Origin of the sequence: Kribbella sp. NPDC051952 (assembly GCF_040680855.1) — a bacterium.
Classification (GTDB): domain Bacteria; phylum Actinomycetota; class Actinomycetes; order Propionibacteriales; family Kribbellaceae; genus Kribbella.
The window spans coordinates 51,335-74,212 of the sequence record NZ_JBFAXQ010000032.1 but is presented as its reverse complement, the minus strand read 5'-3'; the positions used below and the strand labels follow the sequence as shown (position 1 = coordinate 74,212).

General features: G+C 66.5%; 23 protein-coding genes. 7 read left to right on the top strand and 16 right to left on the bottom strand.

Going from position 1 to position 22,878, the window contains the following annotated elements; all coding sequences use genetic code 11:
- The 4 genes from AB0L70_RS36735 to leuS all read right to left on the bottom strand — a co-directional run.
- Positions 1 to 147, bottom strand: a 147-nt coding sequence (locus AB0L70_RS36735) for a helix-turn-helix transcriptional regulator (protein WP_363691461.1), incomplete at its 3' end; no start/stop codon positions are given.
- Between the two features lie 171 nt (positions 148 to 318).
- A complete protein-coding gene (locus AB0L70_RS36730; RefSeq protein WP_363691458.1) occupies positions 319 to 525 on the bottom strand; it encodes a hypothetical protein in 207 nt (68 codons plus the stop codon).
- A 99-nt stretch (positions 526 to 624) separates the two neighbouring features.
- Positions 625 to 1,044, bottom strand: a complete 420-nt coding sequence (locus AB0L70_RS36725) for a YjbQ family protein (RefSeq protein ID WP_363691457.1) — start codon at positions 1,042 to 1,044, stop codon at positions 625 to 627.
- Between the two features lie 9 nt (positions 1,045 to 1,053).
- Complete coding sequence (gene leuS, locus AB0L70_RS36720) at positions 1,054 to 3,534, bottom strand: leucine--tRNA ligase (RefSeq protein WP_363691456.1); 2,481 nt, start codon at positions 3,532 to 3,534, stop codon at positions 1,054 to 1,056.
- Between the two features lie 283 nt (positions 3,535 to 3,817).
- Here leuS and AB0L70_RS36715 point away from each other — a divergent pair, with 283 nt between their 5' ends.
- Entirely contained in the window at positions 3,818 to 4,249 is a 432-nt protein-coding gene (locus tag AB0L70_RS36715) for a DUF3574 domain-containing protein (protein ID WP_363691455.1), read from the top strand.
- A 14-nt stretch (positions 4,250 to 4,263) separates the two neighbouring features.
- On the opposite strand, the gene AB0L70_RS36710 is transcribed toward AB0L70_RS36715, so the two are convergent.
- The 6 genes from AB0L70_RS36710 to AB0L70_RS36685 form a co-directional block, all read right to left on the bottom strand.
- Entirely contained in the window at positions 4,264 to 5,154 is an 891-nt protein-coding gene (locus AB0L70_RS36710) for an AraC family transcriptional regulator (RefSeq protein WP_363691454.1), read from the bottom strand.
- The gene (locus AB0L70_RS36705) at positions 5,151 to 5,918 is read right to left on the bottom strand and encodes a phytanoyl-CoA dioxygenase family protein (protein ID WP_363691453.1); all 768 of its coding nucleotides are present in this window, start codon (positions 5,916 to 5,918) and stop codon (positions 5,151 to 5,153) included. Before AB0L70_RS36705 ends, AB0L70_RS36710 begins: the two co-directional genes overlap by 4 nt.
- Positions 5,919 to 6,015: 97 nt before the next feature.
- Complete coding sequence (locus AB0L70_RS36700; RefSeq protein WP_363691452.1) at positions 6,016 to 7,788, bottom strand: GMC oxidoreductase; 1,773 nt, start codon at positions 7,786 to 7,788, stop codon at positions 6,016 to 6,018.
- Positions 7,788 to 8,681 carry a hypothetical protein gene (locus AB0L70_RS36695; RefSeq protein WP_363691451.1) on the bottom strand — a complete coding sequence of 298 codons (894 nt, stop codon included), beginning with the start codon at positions 8,679 to 8,681 and terminating at the stop codon, positions 7,788 to 7,790. The genes AB0L70_RS36700 and AB0L70_RS36695 overlap by 1 nt, the downstream gene beginning before the upstream one ends.
- A 65-nt stretch (positions 8,682 to 8,746) precedes the next feature.
- Positions 8,747 to 8,995: a hypothetical protein gene (locus tag AB0L70_RS36690; protein ID WP_363691450.1), complete on the bottom strand. Its 249-nt coding sequence runs from the start codon at positions 8,993 to 8,995 to the stop codon at positions 8,747 to 8,749.
- Between the two features lie 19 nt (positions 8,996 to 9,014).
- Complete coding sequence (locus tag AB0L70_RS36685) at positions 9,015 to 10,694, bottom strand: sodium:solute symporter family protein (RefSeq protein WP_363691449.1); 1,680 nt, start codon at positions 10,692 to 10,694, stop codon at positions 9,015 to 9,017.
- A 150-nt stretch (positions 10,695 to 10,844) separates the two neighbouring features.
- Between AB0L70_RS36685 and AB0L70_RS36680 the strand changes: the two genes are divergently transcribed.
- Genes AB0L70_RS36680 through AB0L70_RS36670 form a run of 3 tightly spaced genes read left to right on the top strand, consistent with a single transcriptional unit; the run spans position 10,845 to position 13,091 of the window.
- The gene (locus AB0L70_RS36680) at positions 10,845 to 11,330 is read left to right on the top strand and encodes a hypothetical protein (protein ID WP_363691448.1); all 486 of its coding nucleotides are present in this window, start codon (positions 10,845 to 10,847) and stop codon (positions 11,328 to 11,330) included.
- Positions 11,327 to 12,454 (top strand): histidine kinase, encoded by a 1,128-nt coding sequence (locus tag AB0L70_RS36675; protein ID WP_363691447.1) that lies wholly within the window; start codon positions 11,327 to 11,329, stop codon positions 12,452 to 12,454. Before AB0L70_RS36680 ends, AB0L70_RS36675 begins: the two co-directional genes overlap by 4 nt.
- Positions 12,447 to 13,091 carry a response regulator transcription factor gene (locus AB0L70_RS36670; RefSeq protein WP_363691446.1) on the top strand — a complete coding sequence of 215 codons (645 nt, stop codon included), beginning with the start codon at positions 12,447 to 12,449 and terminating at the stop codon, positions 13,089 to 13,091. Before AB0L70_RS36675 ends, AB0L70_RS36670 begins: the two co-directional genes overlap by 8 nt.
- Here AB0L70_RS36670 and AB0L70_RS36665 read toward each other — a convergent pair.
- Positions 13,080 to 14,081 (bottom strand): endonuclease/exonuclease/phosphatase family protein, encoded by a 1,002-nt coding sequence (locus AB0L70_RS36665; protein ID WP_363691445.1) that lies wholly within the window; start codon positions 14,079 to 14,081, stop codon positions 13,080 to 13,082. The two genes, AB0L70_RS36670 and AB0L70_RS36665, sit on opposite strands and share 12 nt — an antisense overlap.
- A 152-nt stretch (positions 14,082 to 14,233) precedes the next feature.
- Here AB0L70_RS36665 and AB0L70_RS36660 point away from each other — a divergent pair, with 152 nt between their 5' ends.
- From AB0L70_RS36660 to AB0L70_RS36650, 3 genes are read left to right on the top strand one after another with little or no spacing between them, the layout of a single operon-like run.
- Positions 14,234 to 14,845, top strand: coding sequence for a hypothetical protein (locus tag AB0L70_RS36660; RefSeq protein WP_363691444.1), 612 nt, complete (start codon positions 14,234 to 14,236; stop codon positions 14,843 to 14,845).
- A gap of 33 nt (positions 14,846 to 14,878) precedes the next feature.
- Positions 14,879 to 15,301 (top strand): carboxymuconolactone decarboxylase family protein, encoded by a 423-nt coding sequence (locus AB0L70_RS36655; RefSeq protein ID WP_363691443.1) that lies wholly within the window; start codon positions 14,879 to 14,881, stop codon positions 15,299 to 15,301.
- Position 15,302: 1 nt separating this feature from the next.
- Entirely contained in the window at positions 15,303 to 15,854 is a 552-nt protein-coding gene (locus AB0L70_RS36650) for a dihydrofolate reductase family protein (RefSeq protein ID WP_363691442.1), read from the top strand.
- On the opposite strand, the gene AB0L70_RS36645 is transcribed toward AB0L70_RS36650, so the two are convergent.
- The 5 genes from AB0L70_RS36645 to AB0L70_RS36625 are packed head-to-tail and all read right to left on the bottom strand — an operon-like array spanning position 15,851 to position 22,846.
- The gene (locus tag AB0L70_RS36645) at positions 15,851 to 16,864 is read right to left on the bottom strand and encodes an iron-siderophore ABC transporter substrate-binding protein (protein WP_363691460.1); all 1,014 of its coding nucleotides are present in this window, start codon (positions 16,862 to 16,864) and stop codon (positions 15,851 to 15,853) included. The two genes, AB0L70_RS36650 and AB0L70_RS36645, sit on opposite strands and share 4 nt — an antisense overlap.
- 31 nt (positions 16,865 to 16,895) lie before the next feature.
- Complete coding sequence (locus AB0L70_RS36640; protein ID WP_363691441.1) at positions 16,896 to 19,181, bottom strand: glycoside hydrolase family 95 protein; 2,286 nt, start codon at positions 19,179 to 19,181, stop codon at positions 16,896 to 16,898.
- A gap of 6 nt (positions 19,182 to 19,187) precedes the next feature.
- Complete coding sequence (locus tag AB0L70_RS36635) at positions 19,188 to 20,846, bottom strand: ABC transporter substrate-binding protein (RefSeq protein ID WP_363691440.1); 1,659 nt, start codon at positions 20,844 to 20,846, stop codon at positions 19,188 to 19,190.
- 57 nt (positions 20,847 to 20,903) lie between these two features.
- Positions 20,904 to 21,848 (bottom strand): carbohydrate ABC transporter permease, encoded by a 945-nt coding sequence (locus AB0L70_RS36630; RefSeq protein ID WP_363691439.1) that lies wholly within the window; start codon positions 21,846 to 21,848, stop codon positions 20,904 to 20,906.
- Positions 21,845 to 22,846 (bottom strand): ABC transporter permease subunit, encoded by a 1,002-nt coding sequence (locus AB0L70_RS36625; RefSeq protein ID WP_363691438.1) that lies wholly within the window; start codon positions 22,844 to 22,846, stop codon positions 21,845 to 21,847. Before AB0L70_RS36625 ends, AB0L70_RS36630 begins: the two co-directional genes overlap by 4 nt.
- Between the last annotated feature and the right edge of the window lie 32 nt (positions 22,847 to 22,878).

The following is a 22,878-nucleotide window of genomic DNA, read 5'->3' as shown; positions in this document are numbered from 1 at the left end:
GCCGGCTTCGAGTTCACGGATGGTGCGGACACTCAATCCGGCCTGCTCGGCGAGCTCCTCCTGCGACAGCTCGGCCTGGACCCTCAGGTCGAGCAAGAGATCGGCGAAAGTCCGCCCACCATCAGCCCGGCCATCCGCGTCCGACACAGCCCGTCACCCCTCTTGAGGCCCCACGTTCCCGTTACAACATAGCGTGACAAGGGCGCTCGCGCCGATCGTGCCCGGCGAGCGGGATGCGGCCTGAGTCACACAAATCGTTGCGTCAGGCAACGAATGTGATTCGGGCCGGAATTGCTGAGCGAGCAGAGAAGGCGCGTTTCAAGCGGATGCCTTAACCGAGGCAGATTCATTTTCACCGGTGTAGAGGGAAAGGATGCCGGCCCAGTCGTCGAGACGGGCCCGGGTGTCGGCGCGGCCGGAATCGGCATTCAGCACACTGCCGTCACAAATACCGCGGGTGGCGCGGATCAGCAGGTCGGTACCGAGAACCGCCCACTGGGCCCGAAGGGTGTCAAGCGCTGCCATGGGGCAATTCAAGCGGAGTCGTGTTTCGCAAACGTAACGCGATCCGCAACATCACGATAAGTCACCAAAATCCGCCGAATTGAGCTACCCGGTAGTCCGTTAACCAGTGAGCCAGGAAAGGCGCACCTGCCGGCGCGGATTGTCGACGTTCGTGTCGACCAGACAGATCGACTGCCACGTGCCCAGCATCATCCGTCCCCCGATCACCGGGATCGACGCGTACGGCGGAATCAGCGCAGGCAACACGTGGTCCCGGCCATGCCCGGCCGTACCGTGCCGGTGCCGCCACTCGAAGTCCCGCGGCAGCAGGTCCTCGAGCACCGCGAGCAGGTCCGTGTCGCTGCCCGCTCCGGTCTCTAGGATCGCGATCCCCGCGGTCGCATGCGGGACGAACACGTGCAGCAGTCCGTCGCCGTGGGCCTGATGGGCCTCAGCGGCGACGAACTGCTCACACCTACTGGTCAGGTCGAAGACAACCTCGGCACTACCGGTAGAAACATCGATCAACTCTGAACGCATGCCCCGACTCTAGGCCGGAACGATGTTCACCAGCTTCGGCGCGCGGACGATGACCTTGCGGGTGCCGCGGCCGTCCAGTGCTTTCTGGACTGCCTCGGAGGCCAGGGCCAGCTGCTCCAGGTCGGCGTCGGAGATGTCCGGGGAGACCTCCAGCCGGTCCTTCACCTTGCCGGCGATCTGGACCACGCAGGTGACCGCGTCCTGGACCAGCAGGGCCGGGTCCACCTTCGGCCAGCCGGTCTTGGCGACGGTCGGCTCGTGACCCAGCTCCTCCCACATCTCCTCGGCCGTGTACGGCGCGACCAGGCTCAGCAGGATCGCCACCGTCTCAACCGCCTCGCGGACCGCCGGGTCGGCCGCACCCGGGCCGGCGTCGATCGCCTTCCGGGTCGCGTTCACCAGCTCCATCATCCGGGCCACCATCACGTTGAACCGGAACGAGTCGATCAGCTCGGCCGCGTCCGAGACAGTCCGGTGGGTCAGCTTGCGCAGCGCGACGTCACCGGTCGACGGATCCGCGCCCACCGGCGCCTCGACCGATCCGGCCAGCCGCCATGCCCGCTGCAGGAACTTCAGCGCACCACCCGGCGACATGTCGGCCCAGTCGATGTCGTCCGCGGGCGGACCGGCGAACACCATCGTCAGCCGGACCGCGTCGACACCGAACGCGTCGATCTGGTCGCCCAGGTTCACGCCGTTGCCCAGCGACTTGCTCATCGACTTGCCCTGGTTGATCACCTGGCCCTGGTTCAGCAGCCGGGTGAACGGCTCGACCGCGGTCAGCAGACCCATGTCGTGCAGCGCCTTGACGAAGAACCGCGCGTACAGCAGATGCAGTACGGCGTGTTCCTTGCCACCGACGTACTGGTACACCGACATCCAGTTCTCGGCCGTCACCGGGTCGAACGGGCCCTCGGTGAACTCCGGCGACAGGTAGCGCAGGAAGTACCAGGACGAGTCGACGAAGGTGTCCATCGTGTCGGTGTCGCGCTCGGCCTTGCCACCGCACTTCGGGCAGTCGACCTCGACCCACTCGCGGTCGGCGGCCAGCGGCGAGACCCCCTTCGGCTGCAGGTCGGCGCCACGCAGGTCGGGCAGCTCCATCGGCAGCTGGTCGTCCGGAACCGGCACCTCGCCGCAGGACGGGCAGTGGATGATCGGGATCGGGCAACCCCAGTACCGCTGCCGGCTCAGCAGCCAGTCGCGCAGCCGGTAGTTGATCGTCCGCTCGCCGCGGCCGGTGCGGTCCAGCCAGTCGATGATCCGCGCCTTGGCCTCGTCGACACCCAGCCCGTCCAGGCTGATCTCGTCGTTCGCACTGTTGATGGCCGGGCCTTCGCCCGTGTACGCCTTGCCGTCGAAGCCCTCTTCCGGCTGCACGGTCCGCACGATCGGCAGCCCGAACTTCTCCGCGAACTCCCAGTCGCGCGTGTCCTGGCCTGGCACCGCCATGATCGCGCCGGTGCCGTACTCGGCCAGCACGTAGTCGGCGGCCCAGATCGGGATCCGCTGCCCGGTCACCGGGTTGACGGCGTACGAGCCGAGGAACACACCGGTCTTGTCCCGCTCGGTGCTCAGGCGCTCGATCTCGGTGGTCGCCTTCACCGCGGTCAGGTACTCGTCGAAGGCAGCCTGCTGGTCCGGAGTGACCAGCTCGGCGGCCAGCTTCGCATCCGGTGCGACCACCATGAAGGTGGCGCCGAACAGCGTGTCCGGGCGGGTGGTGAAGACCTTGATCGGCTCGTCGCGGCCCTCGACCTGGAAGCTCGCGAACGCGCCCTCGGACCGGCCGATCCAGTTGCGCTGCATCAGCAGGATCTCTTCCGGCCACTGCAGCAGGTCCATGTCGTCCAGCAGCCGCTGGGCGTAGTCCGTGGTCTTGAAGTACCACTGCGTCAGCTCGCGCTTGGTGACCTCGTGCCCGCAGCGCTCACAGCGGCCCTGGACCACCTGCTCGTTGGCCAGCACGGTCTGGTCGTGCGGGCACCAGTTGACGTACGACGCCTTGCGGTACGCCAGACCGCGCTCGTACAGCCGCAGGAACAGCCACTGGGTCCAGCGGTAGTACTCCGGGTCGGACGTGTGCAGCCGGCGCGACCAGTCGAAGCTCATGCCGTAGCGCCGGATCGATTCCGCCTGGGTCTCGATGTTGGCGTAGGTGTAGGTCGCCGGGTGCTCGTTGCGCTTGATCGCGGCGTTCTCGGCCGGCAGTCCGAAGGAGTCCCAGCCGACCGGGTTCAGTACGTCGTACCCCTGCTGGAACCAGTAGCGGGCCAGCAGGTCGTGCAGCGCGAACACCTCGGCGTGACCCATGTGCAGGTCGCCGGAGGGGTAGGAGAACATCGTGAGCGCGTAGCGCCGCTCGGCCGAGCCGTCGTCCTTCGCCTTGAACGGGTCCAGCTTCTCCCACACCGGCCGCCACTTGGCCTGCATGGCGTTGAAGTCGTAGCCACCCCGGTCGATGGGGGCGTCATCCACTTGCTCGCTCACGGTCCTACTCCCGCATTCGTGTGTTTGTTGAGCCTAAATGTGCCAGAACGGCATCCGAGACATGACAGTGCCTCTAAAAAGAAGAGCCCCTCACTCAGGAGGGGACGCCGTACCGACCAGCGCTCTGATGGCGCCTGGATGCCAGTACGGCTAACTAAGGAGCAGGCTCACTCGCATGCAGCCAGGATAGCACCGAACGGCCTGGGCCCAGCCGGGAACCGTTCGGCCGGGAGGTCGCGTACTCAGCGTTCGAGACAAGTCAACGATCTTGGGGAGAACGCAGATGATGCACCTGGGCAAGACAACCGCAACGGCCGCGCTGGTGATGACAGCGCTGGCAGCACCGGCAGCGGTGGCCCTGCAGCAGGCCGACGACGTGAAGCTCACCGGCGACACATGGGTACGCACGGAGCTTTTCTTCGGCACCGACAAGCCCGGACCGGATGTCACCGACTACCAGTTCAACCGATTCGTCGACGACACCGTCACCCCACGCTTCCCCGACGGCCTGACCGTCCTGGCCGGCAACGGCCAGTGGAAGGGCGAGAACGGCAAGGTGATCAAGGAGCACTCGAAGCTCGTCGTCATCCTCTACCCGGTAGACGGCGCGGACTCGAGCAGCAAGAAGATCGAAGAGATCCGGGACGCCTACGAGAAGAAGTTCCAGCAGGAGTCCGTCCTCCGCACCGACAGCACGGAGCAGGTCTCGTTCTAGGAGCAGGTCTCGTTCTAGACGAACTCGGTCCCGCCGGTACGCCGGTGCTCGCCTGGTGTGCGCCCGTAGTGGCGGCGGAACGCAGTGGAGAAGGGGCGTACGTCGGAGTAGCCGCAGGCGTGGGCTACTTCGGTGACGGTGAGGGTGGGGTCCAGGAGGAGTTGGGCGGCCAGTTCGAGGCGTAGGCGGCGCAGGGTGGACATGATGGAGGCGCCGGTTTGCTGCTGGAACAGGCGCTCGGCATGGCGCTCCGAGAGGTGTGCGACCGCCGCCACGTCCCTGACGGTGATCGGTCGGGACAGGTTGTCGCGGAGGTGGCGCATGATCGCCTCGACCACGAGGGGAACACGGTCACGGCGTACGGGCTCCACCGCGAGGTCCTCGTCGAGGGCGAAGGCACGGGCGGTCTCCAGGACCAGCGTGGAGCCAAGAGCCGCCAGTGCGGCGCTGTAGCCGGACATGGGTGCCGCGGCCTCGGCTGCGAGTGCCTTGATCAGGGCTGGGAGTGAGCCGGTCCGGTCTGACATGACGGGCCCCTCCGCTCGCGTCAGGCCGGACCACCAGCCGGGTTCGTCGGAGCCGGGCCGGAACGTGAAGCCCCAGAAGGCGATGCCCAGTGGGGCGGTCCGGCTGGACTCGATCTCGTGCACGTCCCCCGGTCGCGCGAGGAACACCGTGCCCGGCTGAACGTCGTACTCGACGGATCCGTTGTTGAAACGGCCCTCCCCCGAGTACGCCAGGCACACCTCGTGGAACGAGTGGGTGTGCCAGTAATTGCGCCAGTACTCCGGCTGATAGTGCCCCCAGCTCAGGAAGTCCGCGCGGAACCCGTCGACCTCGCAGGACTCCAAGAGCCCGGCGAGGTCGACGAAACGGTCCGCAGCAGCGACATCCGCGAGGGTCAAACAGCACTCCTGCCGGTTGGGTCTACACCTCGCAGCATCATGCCCTGCCCCAGCGAGTGATCGTGCGTCTTCACCGTCGGCGGGTCGGCCGGGTCGCGGTACTGGATCAGCCAGGTGGTCCGCGCCTCTTCGCTCACGTTCACCCCGGACCCGTGCACGGTCAGGTAGGTGAAGAACAGCACGTCACCCGCCTCGGCCGGCTGCGGCGTCGCGGACTCGAACGGTACGTCGGGCAGGTGGTACGAGCCCTCCGGGTCATGCTCGCGCGGCCCCGCCTTGTGGCTGCCCGGGATCACCCGCACGCACCCCTTCTCCTCGGGAGCGTCGTCGAAATGGAAGATCGCCGCCCCGACCCGGTGGTACTTGTGCGGGAAGAACGGGTAGTCCTGGTGCAGCGGGAACGGCGAACCGTTCTCCGGCGGCTTCACGAACAGCTTGGTGTGGTGGAGCTGAACGTTGTCCACCGCCATCACCGCAGCGGCCACGTCGGTGAACCGCGGGTCCACCAGGAGCTTGGCGAACTCGGCGTCGTAGAACTGCACGTCGTGCAGATGCTGCAGCCGGGTCGCGCCGTCGGACAGCCCCATCGCGGACTTCCAGGTGGCGTCGTCATGGTTGTTCAGCTGGGCCAGGACATCATGGCTGCGCTGCCGGTAGTACGCCGCTTCGTCCTTGCTGAGCAGGCCTTTCACCAGCACGAAGCCGTCCGCGGCGTACTGCTCCGCCAGCGCGGACAGCTCCGGCCGGCTCGAAGTGATCGTCATCGTCGAAGTCCTCCTGATCGGGTACTTCGAGACTAAGAAAATCGGCGTCCGGACGGGAGGACCCTACCGGACGCCGATGTTCGTCAAACGGACATGGTCAGAGACCGAGCTGTCCCAACCGCACGCTGATCCGCGGATCGGTGGACACCACGGGAGCACCGGACCGGACCCACGAGTCGCCGCCGAAGTATGTCTTGAAGATGTGCTCCGACGTCCGCGTCGCCAGCGCCTGCGAGGTGAGCGTCGGGTTCGGCCCGCCCAGCCCGTTCGACAGCGCCGAGTTGTCCGCGATGAACAACCCCTTCACCGCCCGCGTCTCGCCCGTCGGGTCAACGACGGAGTTCTTCGGCGACGACCCCATCCGCATCGACGACTGCACATGCAGGATGAGCGGTGCCCAGTCGATCCGGTACACCTTGCGGGCACCCGCTCCGCGCAGCAGCTCGGCCGCCTTCCGCGCCATGAACTCGCGGTTCCGCAGCGTCCGCGCGGTCCGCCGGCGCTGTTTGAAGGTGACCTTCGGGATCGGCCCGTTCTCGTCGGCCGGCAGCGCCGACAGCGTCACCCGGTTCTGCGCCTCGACGTCGTCGTCGGTGATCACCAGCACGCTGAGCAGGTGGTCCAGCCCGTGCGACAGGACCTCCTTCAGCTCCGGCCCCATCACCCGACCGGCCGGCCCGTCCCACGGTCCGGTCGCGCCCCGGCCGTTCTTGTACTGCCCGCGGATCCCGCTGTCCGACAACGTCCCCGCGAAGGCGGCCAGCGCCGGTGGGAGGCCGACGTTCTCGAGACCGCCGTACGGCGGGAAGTCGAGCCGGGCGCTGGACCCGACGCCCTTGGGATTGCCGGTGTAGTCGTCGAAGACCCCGAACACCCAGTCGAAGAAGTGGTCGGTGTACCCGCGACCGACCCAGCCGTTCGGATTCGGTAGCCCGCTGTTCATCCAGAGGCGCGGGTTCTCGGTGCAGCCGCCCGACATCACCACGACCCGGGCGTCCTCACGATGCTCGGCACCGTCGCCGGAACGCCAGGTCACGCCGGATGCCGTCAGTACGCCGTGCCGCTTCTCGGTGTGAACGCGGGTGACGAAGGCGTCCGCGATCAGCTCGACCGGCTTACCGCCGTGCGACCACACCTCCGCGGTGAGCGCCATCGGCACGTAGCTGTTGTCCGTCGACCGCTTCGCGAACTGGTTGCGCGGGGCACCCTTCGGCCGCATGCAGCCCTGGAAGCAGTAACCGCAGAAGGTGCACCCGGTCGCCTGCGGGTGGTTCAGCAGATTCGGATCCGCAGTCTTGCCCGCCGTGCCGCCCGGCTGCAGGATCGCGTTCTCCTGCGGCCGGTACGCCGGTCGTTGGGTCGTCTTCGTGGTCTGCACCGGCAACCCGAGGGTCTCGGCGCCGCGGAAGAACGTCTGCTCCTTGTGCCCCATCGCCGCGGTCATCACGGGCATGGTCGCTTCGACCCACTCGAAGTACGGGACCAGTTCGCTGTACGTGAACGGGAAGCGGTGGTCGACGTCGTACGCGTTCTTGTCGGCGCCGTCGTACCCCTCGAAGACGCCGGGGTACGCGCGCGGGTAGTTGCCGTAAAAGTGCTGGGTGGTGCCGCCGACGCCGGACAGCTGCCAGACGAACGAGTTCTGCGGCCACTCCCGGAACCAGGCCGGCTTGGACCGGTCGGTCGGGCCCCAGCGCAGGTAGCCCGTGAGCGGGTTGTTGGCGTCGTCCTCGAACGTCGTCCAGTTGTCCCGCGGGTGCGCGTTCCGCGGCCCGGCCTCGAGCAGCAGTACGTCGAGACCCTGCGCGGCGAGCTCCTTCGCCACCACCGGTCCACCACCGCCGGCTCCGATCACGATGACGTCGCGCATCAGTCGTGCACCTCCTGGCGGCCCTGGTAGTACCCGATGAAGTCGTCCCAGCCCTCGACCGGTCCGTCCGGCTGATAGCCGGTGTGATTCCAGCCGACCGGCCGCTTCCGCAGCCGCTTGTTCACCTTGTCGTAGACGGCCGATTCGCCGTACGCACCGAAGGTGGCGAACTCGATCAACGCGCCGCCGACGAACTTCAGCAGCCCGGACACCGACTCCTTCAAGGGTTCCGGGAACTGCACGTCGAGCAGCGCGATCAGATCGGCATCGGTCTGCTCGATCAACTCGAACGCCTGCGCCTTCTCGGCGTACGACAGCCGCGCGAACGGCGACAGGTGCGGCCCGTTCACCGCGAGCGGATTGACCTGCGTGGCCATCAGGTTGAGCAGGCCCGCGATCGGGAACGACAACGGCAGCGCCTCGTCACTCTCCAGGTACGCCGCCAGCGCACGATCCAGCTGGTGCAACTTCACCGGGAGTACGTCGAGACCCGGCAGCGAGATGCCGGAATCGGCCAGGCCGCTCACCAGGGCGGCCCCGACCGGCTGGGCGATCTCGTCCGGGAACGGGACGAAGTTGTCCAGCGAGTTGATGATGAAGTCGGTCGCGCCGGCCTCGATCGCTCCGGGCGTCGGACTTGGCGTGCCCTGGGTCCGCGAGTACGGATCCCGGCCCGGCATCGCGAACACGGTCAGTCCGTTGAGGGTGTCCCGCGCGAGCTCCGCGAGGATCGGCCGGATCACGTCGACAGTGGGCGGCAGCAACGGGTTGGTGGCCGCGTCGGCGGGAGCGAGCAAGCTGCGCGCAAGGAGCCCACCGCTCCCGACCGCCGCGCCGAGGACGCCGACCCGGGCCAGGAAGGCCCGTCTGGACAGGTTTCGCGCTCCAACCATGCGACGTCCTTCGTTGTGGGACCAGTTCGCCTACTGGTCCCACAACGACGTCACCAGGACCCGGGTTACTGGTCGGGCGTCTTCTCCTCGACCGGTACGGCGAGCGGACGCAGCCGGGCCCAGAGGACGAACAGGGCGGCGAACACGATCATCGCGAGACCGCCCCAGAGGTTGATGTTGATCCCGTCCGCCTTTGCCACCTCGTCCGGGTCTGCGATGATCCCGAGGATCGTCAGCACCACGCCGTACAGGCCGACGAGCGACGCGATCACCATCCGGATGTCGAACGCTCCGGCCTTCTTCTTTTCAGCCATCTCGAGTCTCCTGTCCGGCTCAGCCGAAGACGATGTTCAGGACGACGACCATCGCGAGCGAGATCCCGGCCAGCAGGGTCGGCTTGCGGTACCAGCCGTGGTCACCTTCCTGCGCGACCTCGGTCCGGTCCTCCTTCGGGGTCAGCGAATACACCAGCCCCTTCAGTTCCTCGTCACGCTTGGCCGTGGTGACCATGCTGACGACCACGCTGATCAGGACGTCGACGACGAAGGCCGCACCGGCCCCGACGAAGCTCGCGCCCTGACCCGGCAGGTTGATCACGCCGTTCTCCGAGAGGATGAAGATCACCACCGCGGTGGTCGTACCGCTGACCAGGCCGACCCAGCCGGCCGTCGCGGTCATCCGCTTCCAGAACATACCGAGGATGAACGTGGCGAACAGCGGTGCGTTGAAGAACGAGAACAGCTGCTGCAGGTAGTCCATCAGGTTGCTGTAGCCGGAGGCGATCGCGGCCGTGCCGATCGCGATCAGCGTGCCGGCCACCGTCACCCAGCGACCGGTCCGCAGGTAGAACTCGTCCGGCCGGTCCTTGATCACGTACCGCTCGATGATGTCGTACGACATCACGGTGTTGAACGAACTCAGGTTGGCCGCCATACCGGCCATGAACGAGGCGAGCAGACCGGTGATGGCCAGGCCGAGCATGCCGTTCGGCAGCAGGTCGCGCATCAGGATCAGGATCGCGTCGTTGTAGTCGACCGGACCGCTGCCGGTCGCCTTGAACTGGGCCAGCTCGGGTGCCACCACGGCGGCGATGATCCCGGGGATGATCACGATGAACGGGATGAACATCTTCGGGAACGAGCCGATGATCGGGGTCCGCCGGGCCGCCGACATGTTCTTCGACGCCATCGCCCGCTGCACCTCGACGAAGTTCGTCGTCCAGTAGCCGAACGACAGCACGAACCCGAGGCCGAAGACCAGGCCGATCACGGACAGGAAGCTGTTGTTGAAGCCGCTCAGCTCGTTACCCGGCCAGGCACTCATCTGCTCGGCGCCACCCGGGCCGCCGCTCACCTTGTCGACCAGGCCCTGCCAGCCGCCGACCTTGTGCAGGCCGACGATGGTCAGCGGCAGCAGGGCGGCGACGATCACGAAGAACTGCAGGACCTCGTTGTAGATCGCCGCGGACAGGCCGCCGAGGGTGATGTAGCTGAGCACGATCGCCGCGGCCGCGATCACCGACACCCAGATCGGCCAGCCGAGCAGCACGTTCACGATGGTGGCCAGCAGGAACAGGTTCACGCCGGCGATCAGGACCTGGGCGACGGCGAAGCTGATCGCGTTCACCAGGTGCGCGGGCTTGCCGAACCGTCGCAGCATGAACTCCGGCACGCTGCGCACCTTGGAGCCGTAGTAGAACGGCATCATCACGACGCCGAGGAACAGCATCGCCGGGACCGCGCCGATCCAGAAGTAGTGCACGGTCGGCATGCCGTACTGGGCGCCGTTCGCGGACATGCCCATGATCTCGATCGCGCCCAGGTTCGCCGAGATGAACGCCAGGCCGGTCACCCAGGCCGGCAGCGAACGCCCGGAGAGGAAGAAGTCGAGGCTGTTGGACACAGCGCGTTTGGCCATGTAGCCGATGCCGAGCACAAAGACGAAGTACAGCGCGATGATGATGTAGTCGATCGCCGTGGCATCGAGCCTGAGGATGGATTCGTTGGCGAGCATCGGGCCTCCGGATGATGTGACGCCTCGTGGTGTTACCGGTGAGGAACGTTACTCCTGCTTTCAATCACAGGCGCGGCGACCCGCTCTCCACCCGGATCTCCACCCCTGGACGGTCCAGTACCCACCCGTATCACGCCTACCGTCCGTGACATGAGCTTCGGAACCTTGCCCAACGCACTCGTCGTGATCGCCGTCGTCGTCGCCGTACTGGCCCGGCGGCTGTCCTGGTCGGAGCTGGAGAACTCCGACACCGACGTCTGGCGCGGCCCGCTGATCCTGACCGGCGCGGGGATCTATCAGCTCTACGACCAGCACCAGCATCTCGGCGTACTGGACACCGCCCTGCTGGTCGTCGGAGGTCTGGTCGCGCTCGTCGCCGGCGCAGCCACCGGCCGGGTCGCCCAGATCCAGCGGCGCGCCGGGAAGGTGTTCTTCCGGCTCGGGATCCCCGGGCTCGGCATCATGGTGGCCTACCTGGTCGTCCGGCTCGGACTGGCCGGCGTCGGGCACCTGCTCGGCGCCTCGGTATCCGGCGGCGGCGCTTTGATGGTCTCCTTGGGAGCGAATCTGCTGACGCAGTCGTTGGTCATCCAGAGCAGGGCGCATCGCGACGCGGAGGAGTACAGCACCCCTTGAGCCTGTTGAAGACCCTGGCGAAACGGCCGCACGGAGAGAGCGGCTGGGTCGGCCGTCTGCTCACCGCGGGCGTCGCGATCGCGATCCTGGCGACCGCGGACCCGGCACACGGCTGGGTCCGGATCGTGCTCTGGTCCGGTCTGGCCGTCTTCCTGGCCGGCATGGTCCTGATGGCGGCCCGCCCGTACGTCGCCTTCGGCCTGCTCACGACCGTTGCGATCGGCAACGCCCTGATCTGCGGGTACGAGAACTCGAACTCCCTGGTCCTGGTGCTCGTCGCGATCAGCGATATCGCGGTGATCGACTTCCGCCGGCACGGCAACCGCCCGATCGTTGCCGCGGGCATCGGCGTGGCGACGGCGTTCGCGCTCTCGGCGTGGTGGTACGACCGGCCGGAGAGCTGGTACTTCAGCCAGTTGCTGTGGACCGCCGTACTGGTTGCCTTCGGCCTCAATCGGCGTCAGTACGAGGTGCAGGCGCGGCAGACCGAGCAGCTCCTCGATCAGACCCGGCTCGCGCAGAGCGAGCACGCCCGCGCGGCAGCGCTGGAGGAACGCGGCCGGATCGCTCGCGATCTGCACGACGTACTCGCGCATTCGCTCGGAGCACTCAGCGTCCAACTGGAGGTGGCCGAGGCCTTGCTTGACGAGCGCGGAGACACCGCCGGAGCTCTCGATCGCGTACGGCGTTCGCGGCGTCTCGCCGTACAGGGTCTGACCGAGGCCCGTAACGCGGTCGCGGCGCTGCGGGCGGATGAGGTGCCGGAGCTCGGGCAAGCCATTGCGGCGTTGGCCGAGCAGCACGAGACGGATCACGGTACTGAAGTGCGACTGACAATCTCTGGCACGGCTGGGCGGATTGAGTCTGGAGCCACGGTCGCGCTGCTCGGCGCCGCTCGCGAGGCGTTGACGAATGCGGCCAAGCACGCGCCAGGCCAGTCAGTCGCGATGGAACTGGCGTACGACGACGCTGTCAGGCTGTCAGTTCGCAACAAGGGTGCGACGACTGGGGAAGGTTTCGGGCTCGCCGGGATGCGGGAGCGGCTGGCTCTGGTCGGTGGCACGCTGACGGCGGGTCCGGACGGAGACGACTGGCTGGTGGTCGCGGAGGTGCCACATGAGTGACGTGATCCGGGTGGTCGTGGCGGACGACCAGCAAGTGGTGCGCGAAGGACTGGTCGCGCTGCTCGGGCTGATGGACGGGATCGATGTCGTCGGCGCGGCCGCGAACGGCGCCGAGGCCGTCGAGCTCGTTGCTCAGGGCAACGTGGACGTCGTACTGATGGATCTGAAGATGCCGGTGCTCGACGGGGTCGAGGCGACCGCGCGGATCACGGCCGACTTCCCGGCGGTCGCCGTACTCGTACTGACGACGTACGCCGATGATGCGTCGATCGCGACCGCGCTCCACGCCGGGGCGCGCGGGTATCTCACGAAGGACGCCGGCCGGGCCGAGATCGGTGCCGCGTTGCGGTCGACCGCGGCCGGGCAGTCCACCTTCGATCCCGAGGTGTCCAAGCGTTTGATCGCCGGACTGGCACCCGATCCGGCTCAGGACGCCGACGGACTGACGGCACGTGAGACCGAGGTGCTACGGCTGATCGCGCGAGGGCTGAACAACCCGGAGATCGCGGCGAAGCTGTTCATCAGTGAGGCGACCGTGAAGACACACATCAACAACACGTTCGCCAAGATCGGGGCGCGCCATCGGGCCGAGGCAGTCCGGTACGCCTACCGCAAGGGCATCGCGTCAGATTCGTAGCTCGGCGATGACCGGGCGGTGGTCACTGCCCGTGGGTTTCATCACCCAGGCCTTGGTCGGCGTGACGCCGCGCACCATGATGTGGTCGATCCGTGCCATCGGGAACTTCGCCGGCCAGGTGAACCCGAAGCCGGTCCCGGCCGCGCCTTGGGCCGAGCGGAGTCCGGCGGTCAACGGGGCCAGGCTGCGGTCGTTCGCCGTACCGTTGAAGTCGCCCATCACGATCACCCCGGCCACCTTCTCGTCGGCGATCTGCCGGCCGAGCGCCTTGATCGTGTTGTTGCGCTGATCCGAGGTGAATCCACTGGTGCCGACCCGGACCGACGCGAGGTGGGCGACGTACACCGCGACCTTGCCCTCCGGCGTGGTGACCTCGGCCCGCAGCGCCCGGGTCCAGGCGAAACCGACGTCGACGGACTCACTCTGCACCACCGGGTACTTGGACCAGAGACCGACCGTGTCCCGGGACACCTCGTACGGGTACTTCTTCGCGAACGCGGCCTTGTAGACCTTCATGTCCGCCGGGGTGATCTCCTCCAGCGCCATCACGTCCGCGTCGGCGGCGATCAGGTCCTGCGCGGTCTGCTTCGGGTTCGGGTTGGCCGCGTCGACGTTGTGCGAGAGAACACGCAGGTCGTAGGCGCCGCCGGCACCCTTGCCGGGGATCAGCAGGTCACCGAACATCAGCCCCCAGATCACGGCCGGGACCAGCAACGCGACTCCGGCGGTAGCTGAGCGCCGTACGAGGGCTGCTACCGCCAGGACGGGCACGGCGAGGCCGACCCAGGGCAGGAAGGTGTCGAGCAGGCTACCCAGGTTGCCGACGGAGTTGGGGACGTAGCGGTGGAAGAGCAGCGGGAGCGCGGTCAGCAGCGCGAGGACGGCGATCACCCAGCCACGGCTCCACTTGCTGCCCTTACGGCGCCCTCGAGCGGAGGCGCGCCGCGACGGCGGCTGGCGGGTGGCGACTGCTGTTCGGCGGTCCGACATGGTGCGATTGTTGCGGACACCGGGGCCGGACCAAAGTCCATGCGGGCTCAGGTACGCCGATTTCATCCGTACGGACGACAGAATCGGGCCGAAGTGATTAGCGATTCGTGAGAGAACTGGTGCGTCGGGCGGACAGCGCCGACAATGCGGATATGCCGTCAGCGCAGACCACCGAACCGTTCGTCGTGATGCGACGCGGCCTCGGGACCACCAAAACCGTGCTCTACCTCGGCACGCTGCTGTTCGCTCTGATGGTCCTGCTCACGGTGCTGCTGATCGTGATCCAGTCGATCAGGGGCGGCCCGATCCGCGAACCACTCGAGGCGGTCTGGCTGGCCTGGGGCGGGATGCCGCTGATCTTCGCGGTCGGCCTGCCGATCCTGCTCCTGGTCGGCGCGATCACCGCGTTCGAGGAACGCCGTGAGGCCGACAACGACGACGTACTCCTGACGGTCGACCGCACCGGGATCTACCTGGGTGGCGAACAACCACAGACCATCCCGTGGTCCGACGTACGCGGTGTCTGCCGGGTGGAACGCCACGACGACAACAGCATCGACGAGTCGTGGCACCCGTACTTGATCGTCCTCAGGTACACCGACGACGCGCTACCCCGCAACTCGAAAGCCTGGGGTCCGTCCTGCCCGTGGCCCGGCACCTACGAGATCCTCGGCCGCCCTCTCCCCTTCGCCGACCTGGCGGCCGCCATAACCCGCAACGCTCCCCAAATAGTCCTGACCGACCGCGGCCGCCTCCCGGACTAAGAGGTAGTCCTGTGGTCGGGTTAGCGTCGGGGTATGACGGCTCCTGACATTGACACTGAGGAAGAGCAGGCGCGGTACCGGCGTGGGCTGGAGGTGATGAGCGCGGTCGACGGTGGGGCGGCTCCGGGGGTGATGGAGAGTCTCGGGGACATCGCTCCGGCCTTGGCGCATCACATCGTTGCCTTCGGGTTCGGTGACATCTACGCGCGTGACGGGCTCGATCCCAAGCAGCGCCAGTTGGTCACGCTCGGCATTCTCACCGGCATCGGTGGTTGCGAGCCTCAGCTCGAGGTCCACATCAGGACGTCTCTCAACGTCGGACTCACCACGACGGAGATTGTCGAAGCCTTCATCCACGCGGCCGGGTACGCCGGCTTCCCCCGGGCACTCAACGCGATCTCGGTCGCCAAGAAGGTCTTCGCCGAACGCGGCCTCCTCCCGGTGAAGGAGGCCTGAGATGGCCAAGCTCATCTACTCCGCGATCACGTCGCTCGACGGGTACGTCGAGGACGCCGACGGCCACTTCGAATGGGCCGCACCCGACGAGGAGGTGCATGCCTACGTCAACAACCTCGAACGCCCGATCGGCACCTACCTCTACGGCCGGCGGATGTACGAGACGATGGTCTACTGGGAGACCGTGACCGATCCGTCGCCCGTGTCACAGGACTACGCGACCGTCTGGCAGGCCGCCGAGAAGGTCGTGTACTCGCGGACTCTCGAAGCGGTCTCCAGCGAGCGGACGAGGATCGAGCGCGACTTCGATCCCGCGGTGGTCCAGCGATTGAAGGAGTCGACTGACGCTGACATCAGCGTGGGCGGCGCCGAGCTGGGTGGGCAGGCTCTGAAGGCCAACCTGGTGGACGAATGCCACCTGTTCCTCACCCCGGTGCTGGTCGGCGGCGGCAAATCAGTCTTTCCCGCCGACCTCCACACCCGTCTGGACCTGGTAGACGAGCACCACTTCCGCAGTGGCGTCGTCCACCTCCACTACCGCACCAGCTCTTAGCCCTTCGGGCCGAGGAGTTTCTCCAGGTCGTTGAGGGTGTCCATCGCACCAAGGGGGCCGAGGCCCAGGAACCAGACTTCGTCGTCGACACGGGCTACTTGGCCGTTCTTGACCGCGGGCAAGGCCTTCCAGAGGTTGCCGTTGACCACGGTGTTCTCGGCCGTGGTGTCGGGCTTGGCGTAGCTGGAGTAGAAGATCCAGTCGCCGGCGGCCTGGCCGATGTTCTCCTGGGAGACCTCGACCGCGAGATCCTGGACGTCCTGGATCTTCGGGCGTGGCAGACCGATGTCCTTGAGGATCACGCCGATGAAGGACAGGTTGCCGTACAACCGGATCTCGCCCGGACGGAACCGCACCAGCGAGATCGTCGGCGAACCCTGCACCTTGGACTTTACGTCGTTGGCGCGCTTCTGGTAGTCGTTCAGGATCCCGGTGGCCTTGTCCTCCTCGCCGACCGCGTCCGCGACCAGCAGGAAGTTCTCCTTCCAAGGGAACCCGGGCCGGATGCTGAACACCGTCGGCGCGATCGCGCTGAGCTTCTCGTACAGGTCGTTGGCGCGCAGCTTGCTGCCCAGGATCAGGTCCGGCTTCAGCGCCGCGATCGCCTCGAGGTTGAGCTCGCTGATCCCGCCGACGGTCTTGATCCCCTGCGCCTTGTCGGCGAGGTACGACGGTACGCCGGCCTGACCCGCGGTCGTCGCCATCCCGACCGGCGTGATCCCGAGTGCGAGCACATCGTCGAGTTCACCGCTGTCCAGTACGACGACCCGTGACGGCTTCTTCTCCAGCTTGGTGTCGCCGAGCGCACCCTTCACCGTCCGCGGGAACTGCCCCGGCTGCGCGTCCGACCCGAGCTTGGCGGTCGCCTCGTCGGCGGTCTTGAACAACCGCCCGCCCGTCGCCACCTCGGTGTCACCCACCCCGGTGTCCGCACTCTTGGTGTCCCCGCCGCCACCACACCCGGCCAGCGCCAGCAGAGCACTGGCCGTAACGACTATTACGATGCGCATCTTCACGAACGTGAGGATACAACAACTTTGGTTAGGTATGCCTAACCAGGTCCAGCTTTTGACCAGCCTCCAGCGAGACCGTCAGCTCACCGTCCGGCCAGGCGATCCGATGCGTTCCGGCCTGTACCGCTTGGGCTTTCGCCTCAACCAGCACACCGTCGCGCCACGTCACGTCGAAGCTCAAACCGCCCCGCGCCCGCAGCCCACGGAACGAGCCGTCCGGCCACGCGGCGGGCAGCGCCGGCAGCAGCCGGATGACGTCGGTGTGGCTCTGGATCAGCAACTCGGGCACACAACCCGCCATGCCGAAGTTCGCGTCGATCTGGAAGATGTCGCCGGCGCGATGCAGGAGGTTGTCCGAGACGAGCCGGCTCAGATAGTCCTGGATCACCTCAGCCGCCTTCTCCGGCTCGAACAGCCGGGCCCACAGCGCCACCAACCACGCAGCCGTCCAGCCACCGTTGGTCGCACCAGCAGTCCGCAGTTCCAGTGAAGCACGAGCGCCCGCGGCCCATTCCGGCGTACGCGTCGGGTCGATCTCCGCCCCCGGGTAGAGGCCGTAGAGATGCGACTGGTGGCGATGCTGCGGCTCCGACGGCGGCCAGTCCGTCGGCCACTCCATCAGCCGCCCGTCCGGCGTCGTACGGATCGCCGGCAGCCGGTCCCGAGCGACAGCGGCGCGCGCTGCGAGATCCGAGCTGAGCCCGAGCACCGACTCCGCCTCCCGCAGGTTGGCGAAGAGCTCGCGGATCAACCAGATGTCGTACGTCGACGTGAGATCGACGGACGCCTTCTCACCGGACGGGAGGATGAAGTGGTGCTCCGGCGCGGTCGACGGGATGAACTGCAGCGTCCCGTCGCCGTCCTCGACCAGCATCGACAGCACGAACTCCGCCGCTCCCGCGATCAACGGGTACGCACGATCGCGCAAGAAGTCCTGGTCCAGTTGGAAGCGGTAGTGCTCCATCAGATGCGCGGTCAGCCAGACACCACAGGTCGCACACATCGACCAGACCGGATCATCGCCACCCGCGCCGACCGGCCAGGTCGCGCGCCAGATGTCCGCGTTGTGATGCGAGACCCAGCCGGGAGCGTCGTACAGGATCCGTGCTGTCTCGGAACCGGACTCCGCCAGGCCCTCGATCAGATCGGTGAGTGGGTCGAAGCACTCTCCCAAGCCGGTCAGATCGGCCGGCCAGTAATTCATCTGGGTGTTGATGTTGTTGGTCCAGTCACTCGCCCACATCGGACGCAGGTCCTGGTTCCAGATGCCCTGCAGGTTGGCCGCCTGCGTCCCAGGGCGGGAGGACGCCATCAACAGGTACCGGCCGAAGTTCACCGTCAGCGCGACCAGATCCGGATCGTGGCCGCCGGCAGCGACCGCTTTGATCCGCTCGTCCGTCGGCAGTTCGACCGGCGAGCCCAGGACCAACTCCGCGCGGTCGTACAACGCGACGTGGTCCTCGACATGCCGCTCACGAAGCTTGTCCACGGCAACCGCATCGAGCAGAGCCGTCGCTTCCCGCAACGCCACCAGCGGGTCCCGGCCCGGCGGCACCGACCAGCCTTCGAACGTACTCGCGGCCGACACCAGAACCGTCAGCCGGTCAGCGCCACGCACCGTCACGCCATCGCCCGTCACCGTCAGTACGCCGCCGTCGTTCAGCGCCCGTAGCGCGACACCGAACCCGATGCCGTGCCCGTCCTCGTACCGCACCGGATCCGGACTCTGCCGGTACTCGATGGTCAGATCCGACGGAGCCCGCCCGACGACGCCATAGGTGCCCTCGGCAACCTCCGCGCGGACCGGATGCGGGCTCTCCAGACCGAGGTCCAGATTGACCGCACCTGGCCGATTCGCGCTGATCGTCCACACCATCACCTGGTCCGGCGTGGACACGTACGTCTCCCGCCGGAACCGCACGCCGTCGATGGAGTACTCGACGGCGACGGTCCCGGTCCGGAGATCCAGACTTCTCCTGTAGTCCCCCACACCCTCGCCGGCCGACCGGATCATCAGGTCGGCCAACGGCTGGAACGACTCGACCAACGGCCCCTGCAACGCCCGGGTACGCTCGGTCGCCGCCAGCCGATCACCTTCGACCAGCAGCAACCGCCGCACGTCGGCGAGCGCAGCAGGGCCGTCCGTCACCTCCAGTCGGCGAAGACCGTCACCCGACCAGACGTCGTCGAGATTGAGGGCGATCCGTTCCTCGCCGACCCGGCCGAACACCTTCGCTCCGAGGTGACCGTTGCCCAGCGGCAACGCCTCGAACCAGTCCGGCGCGGGGGTGCGGAACCACAGTTCGTGCGACATAACGAGTTACTTGCTCCCGGACTTGAACTTGTCGTAGGCCTGCTGGTTGATCTCCAGGTACCGCGGCATGCCGGTGCTGTCGAGGCCCTTCACGTACGCGTCCCAGTCGGTGTCGATGTTCTTCGAACCGGTGATGAACGCCAACTGGTTCTGGTTCACGTAGGTGCTGAGGTTGGTCTGCAGGGTCGCGGTCTCACCGCTCAGGCTGGGGTCCGGCCAGACCGAGGTCTGCGGGAACCACTGGGCCTTGTCCTCGTGACCCTCGTACTGCTTGGTTGCCTCGAACAACCGCCGCTCCAGGCCGGCGCCGGTGTAGATGTCCTTCGGAACGACCTGCGCGTTGCGGTAGGCAAGCGTGTTGTTGTACTGACCGAGCGCACCCCAGCTGATGTTCTTCGGGGCGTTCTGCACCGGGTTGTACATCGGCTTGGTGTTCGCGTCGAGAGCGATCTCGCCGGCCTTCGGCTTGTTCCAGCCGACGCCCTCCGGGCCCATGTTGGAGATCATCTGGCCCTCGTCGCTGAAGATGTAGTCGAGCATCTTGACCGCGGCGACCTGGGCTTCCTTGCTGGCCTTGTTGGTCAGCATGAAGGTGTAGCCGGTGGAGGTCGGGTGGTTGTACCCGGTGTAGCTCTTGCCCTCCGGACCGGTCAGCGGCGGCACCGAGTCGTACTGCTTGTCCCGGCCGTCCTTGGAGTCGAGCTGGACGAAGATGCCCGGCCACAGGACCGGCACCGAGCCGAGCGTGACCGCCTTCGGGTTGTTGCCCTGGGCCTGCAGTGCCTGCGCGTTCTGGGTGAACGCGGCCTGGTCGATCAGGCCTTCCTTGTAGAGGGAGGCGATGTACTTCAGGCCTTCCTTCCACTGCGGGCTGCTCACCGGGGTGACGACCTTGTCGCCGTTCAGCGTCAGCAGCGAGCGCTGACCGTTGTTGGCGCCGACCGGGTCGTAGGCGAACGCGTTCATCAGGTACGCGATCAGGCTGCTGTCCTGGACGTCGGTGGTCATCGGGATCTCGTCGGCCTTGCCGTTGCCGTTCGGGTCCTGGGTCTTGAACGCCTGCAGCACCTTGCGCAGGTCCTCGGTCGTCTTCGGCACCTGCAGATTGAGCTTCTTCAGCCAGGTGCTGTTGATCCACAGCTTGTCGGGGTACGTGCAGTGGTAGCAGTCCGCCCACTGCGGCAGCGCGTAGATGTGACCGTCCGGCGCGGTCGACATCTCCTTGTACTCCTTGTTGGAGTCGAGCACCTTCTGGATGTTCGGCGCGTTCTCCTTGATCAGGTCCTCGAGCGGTACGGCGACACCCTGCTGACCGAGCTTCAGCACCTCGGCCTGGGTGAACGCGTCCACCCACGGGATCAGGAAGAACAGATCCGGGTAGTCGCCACTGGCCAGCGAGATCTGCCGCTTCTCCTTGGCCGGCCCGGCGTCGTACGTCGTGGTCTGCCACCGGAACTGGATCTTGAACTTGTCGCTCATGATCTTGGTGACCTGGTTGGTGTCCAGGTTGGTGCTCGAGTCGGACGGGGTGAACGTGTCGATGATGACCTTGCCGTCGGCACCGGTCTCGTTCGCCGCCCCCTTGTCCTTGTCCGAACTGCATGCTGCCAGGGCGAGCACACCGGCCGCGGCCAGCGCGACGACCTTGCTCACGGATGAGCGCATTGCTGTGTTCCCTTCTGAAGTGGGCCCGTTAGCCCATGACCGCTGTGAGTTGGGCCCTTAGCCCTTGACCGCGCCGACCATCACGCCCTTGGTGAAGTGGCGGGCGACGAACGGGTAGATGATCAGTACGGGCAGGCTCGAGATGACGATGAGCGCGTACTTGAGAACGTTGGCCAGCTGTTGCTGTTCGAGCTGCTGGGCCAAGCTGGTGGTCGTGGTCGACCCCGTCATCGTGTTCAGGATGAGCACGTTCCGCAGCACGATCTGGAGCGGATACAGGCCCGGGTCCTTGAGGTAGACCAGTGCGTCGAAGTAGCTGTTCCACTGGAAGATCGCGTACATCAGCGCGATGACCGCGATCACCGGCTTGGACAGCGGCAGCACGATCGACCAGAGGAACCTCAGGTCACTTGCTCCGTCGATGGTGGCCGCCTCGTACAGCTCGTCCGGGATCGTGCTCCGGAAGAACGTTCGCGCGATGATCACCTGCCAGACCCCGATCGCGCTCGGGATCACCATCGCCCACCGGGTGTTCAGCATGCCCAGGTCCTGCACCACCAGGTACGTCGGAATCAGGCCGCCGGAGAACAGCATGGTGAAGATCAGCAGGCTCATGATCACGTTGCGGCCGAAGAACGTCCGGCGCGACAACGGGTAGGCGATCGCGATGGTCAGCGTGACGCTGATCAGGGTCCCGCCGATCGCGTAGATGAACGAGTTCAGGTAGCCCTTCATGATCAGCGGATCGCTGAAGGCCTCTTTGTACGCACGGATACTGGGCTCGACCGGCCAGAGCAGGACCCGGCCGGCGCTCACCGCGGACGCGCTGCTGAACGAGTTGGCGACGATGTAGATCAACGGCACCGCGACGATGATCAGCGCGAGCCAGAGCATCACCTTGACGCCGAGCAGGAAGATCTTGTCGGTCCGCGTCTCTTCGATCGTGGTGCGCTCCGACCGCTTGGTCGACGTACGCCGGAAGCCTTGCAAAGTAACGCTCATGACCAGAGTCCGTTCCCGGTGATGCGCTTGGCGACGAAGTTCACGGCCAGCAGCAGGAAGAGGTTGACCACCGAGTTGAACAGCCCGATCGCGGTCGCCATGCTGAAGTCGGCGTTCAGCAGGCCGGTCTTGTAGACGTAGGTCGCGATGATCTCGGACTGCGCGGTGTTCAGCGGGTTCTGCAGCAGGAAGGCCTTCTCGAACCCGATCGACATGATGTTGCCGACGCCGAGGACCAGGATGATCACCGCGGTCGGCATGATCCCGGGCAGGTCGACGTGCCGGATCCGCTGCAGCCGGCTGGCGCCGTCGATCCGGGCCGATTCGTGCAGCGCCGGATCGATCCCGGACAGCGCGGCCAGGTAGATCACCGCGGAGTACCCGGTGGTCTGCCAGACATCGGACCAGACGTAGATGTGGCGGAAGTAGTCAGGCCGGCCGAGGAAGTCGACCGACGGGACCCCGAACAGGCCGATCGCGTCGTTGACGAACCCGAGCCGCGGCGACAGCACCAGGATCGTCATCGAGACGACGACCACCGTGGAGATGAAGTACGGCGCGTACGTGACCAGCTGGACGGTCTTCTTGAACCGGCCGTTGCGGATCTCGTTCAGCGCGATCGCCAGGACGATCGGGATCGGGAAGCTGGCCAGCACGGTGTAGGCGGCCAGGAAGAACGTGTTCTTCACCAGGGTCCAGAACACCGGGTTCTGGAAGAACAGTTCGAAGTTCTTGAAGCCGACCCAGTCGCTGCCCCACGGCCCCTTGATCGGGCTGTAGTTCTTGAACGCGATCACCGCGTTGCTGATCGGGATGTACTTGAAGATGACGAAGTACGCGAGCGGTACGACGATCAGCAGGTAGAGCTGCCAGTGCCGGCGAAAGCTCCGGCGAGCCGCCGTTCGGCGACTTGTTCTCGGCGGCTTCCGGCTGGGTGTCACCTGCTCCCGGGACGCCGCTGCCGGCGGCGCCGGTTTGACCTCGAAGGTTGCGCTCACTCCGCATCCTTTCCCTCACGCGCTGGAGTGGA

Bases quoted from the DNA above. Each gene is read 5' to 3' on its own strand.
- AB0L70_RS36660 (WP_363691444.1), top strand. From the start codon at position 14,234: ATGCCGTCAGCGCAGACCACCGAACCGTTCGTCGTGATGCGACGCGGC.
- AB0L70_RS36670 (WP_363691446.1), top strand. From the start codon at position 12,447: ATGAGTGACGTGATCCGGGTGGTCGTGGCGGACGACCAGCAAGTGGTG.
- AB0L70_RS36690 (WP_363691450.1), bottom strand. From the start codon at position 8,995: ATGGCTGAAAAGAAGAAGGCCGGAGCGTTCGACATCCGGATGGTGATC.
- AB0L70_RS36730 (WP_363691458.1), bottom strand. From the start codon at position 525: ATGGCAGCGCTTGACACCCTTCGGGCCCAGTGGGCGGTTCTCGGTACC.
- AB0L70_RS36725 (WP_363691457.1), bottom strand. From the start codon at position 1,044: ATGCGTTCAGAGTTGATCGATGTTTCTACCGGTAGTGCCGAGGTTGTC.
- AB0L70_RS36705 (WP_363691453.1), bottom strand. From the start codon at position 5,918: ATGACGATCACTTCGAGCCGGCCGGAGCTGTCCGCGCTGGCGGAGCAG.
- AB0L70_RS36630 (WP_363691439.1), bottom strand. From the start codon at position 21,848: ATGAGCGTTACTTTGCAAGGCTTCCGGCGTACGTCGACCAAGCGGTCG.
- AB0L70_RS36665 (WP_363691445.1), bottom strand. From the start codon at position 14,081: ATGTCGGACCGCCGAACAGCAGTCGCCACCCGCCAGCCGCCGTCGCGG.
- AB0L70_RS36680 (WP_363691448.1), top strand. From the start codon at position 10,845: ATGAGCTTCGGAACCTTGCCCAACGCACTCGTCGTGATCGCCGTCGTC.
- AB0L70_RS36640 (WP_363691441.1), bottom strand. From the start codon at position 19,181: ATGTCGCACGAACTGTGGTTCCGCACCCCCGCGCCGGACTGGTTCGAG.
- AB0L70_RS36715 (WP_363691455.1), top strand. From the start codon at position 3,818: ATGATGCACCTGGGCAAGACAACCGCAACGGCCGCGCTGGTGATGACA.
- AB0L70_RS36635 (WP_363691440.1), bottom strand. From the start codon at position 20,846: ATGCGCTCATCCGTGAGCAAGGTCGTCGCGCTGGCCGCGGCCGGTGTG.
- AB0L70_RS36655 (WP_363691443.1), top strand. From the start codon at position 14,879: ATGACGGCTCCTGACATTGACACTGAGGAAGAGCAGGCGCGGTACCGG.
- AB0L70_RS36695 (WP_363691451.1), bottom strand. From the start codon at position 8,681: ATGGTTGGAGCGCGAAACCTGTCCAGACGGGCCTTCCTGGCCCGGGTC.
- AB0L70_RS36700 (WP_363691452.1), bottom strand. From the start codon at position 7,788: ATGCGCGACGTCATCGTGATCGGAGCCGGCGGTGGTGGACCGGTGGTG.
- AB0L70_RS36645 (WP_363691460.1), bottom strand. From the start codon at position 16,864: ATGCGCATCGTAATAGTCGTTACGGCCAGTGCTCTGCTGGCGCTGGCC.
- AB0L70_RS36685 (WP_363691449.1), bottom strand. From the start codon at position 10,694: ATGCTCGCCAACGAATCCATCCTCAGGCTCGATGCCACGGCGATCGAC.
- AB0L70_RS36650 (WP_363691442.1), top strand. From the start codon at position 15,303: ATGGCCAAGCTCATCTACTCCGCGATCACGTCGCTCGACGGGTACGTC.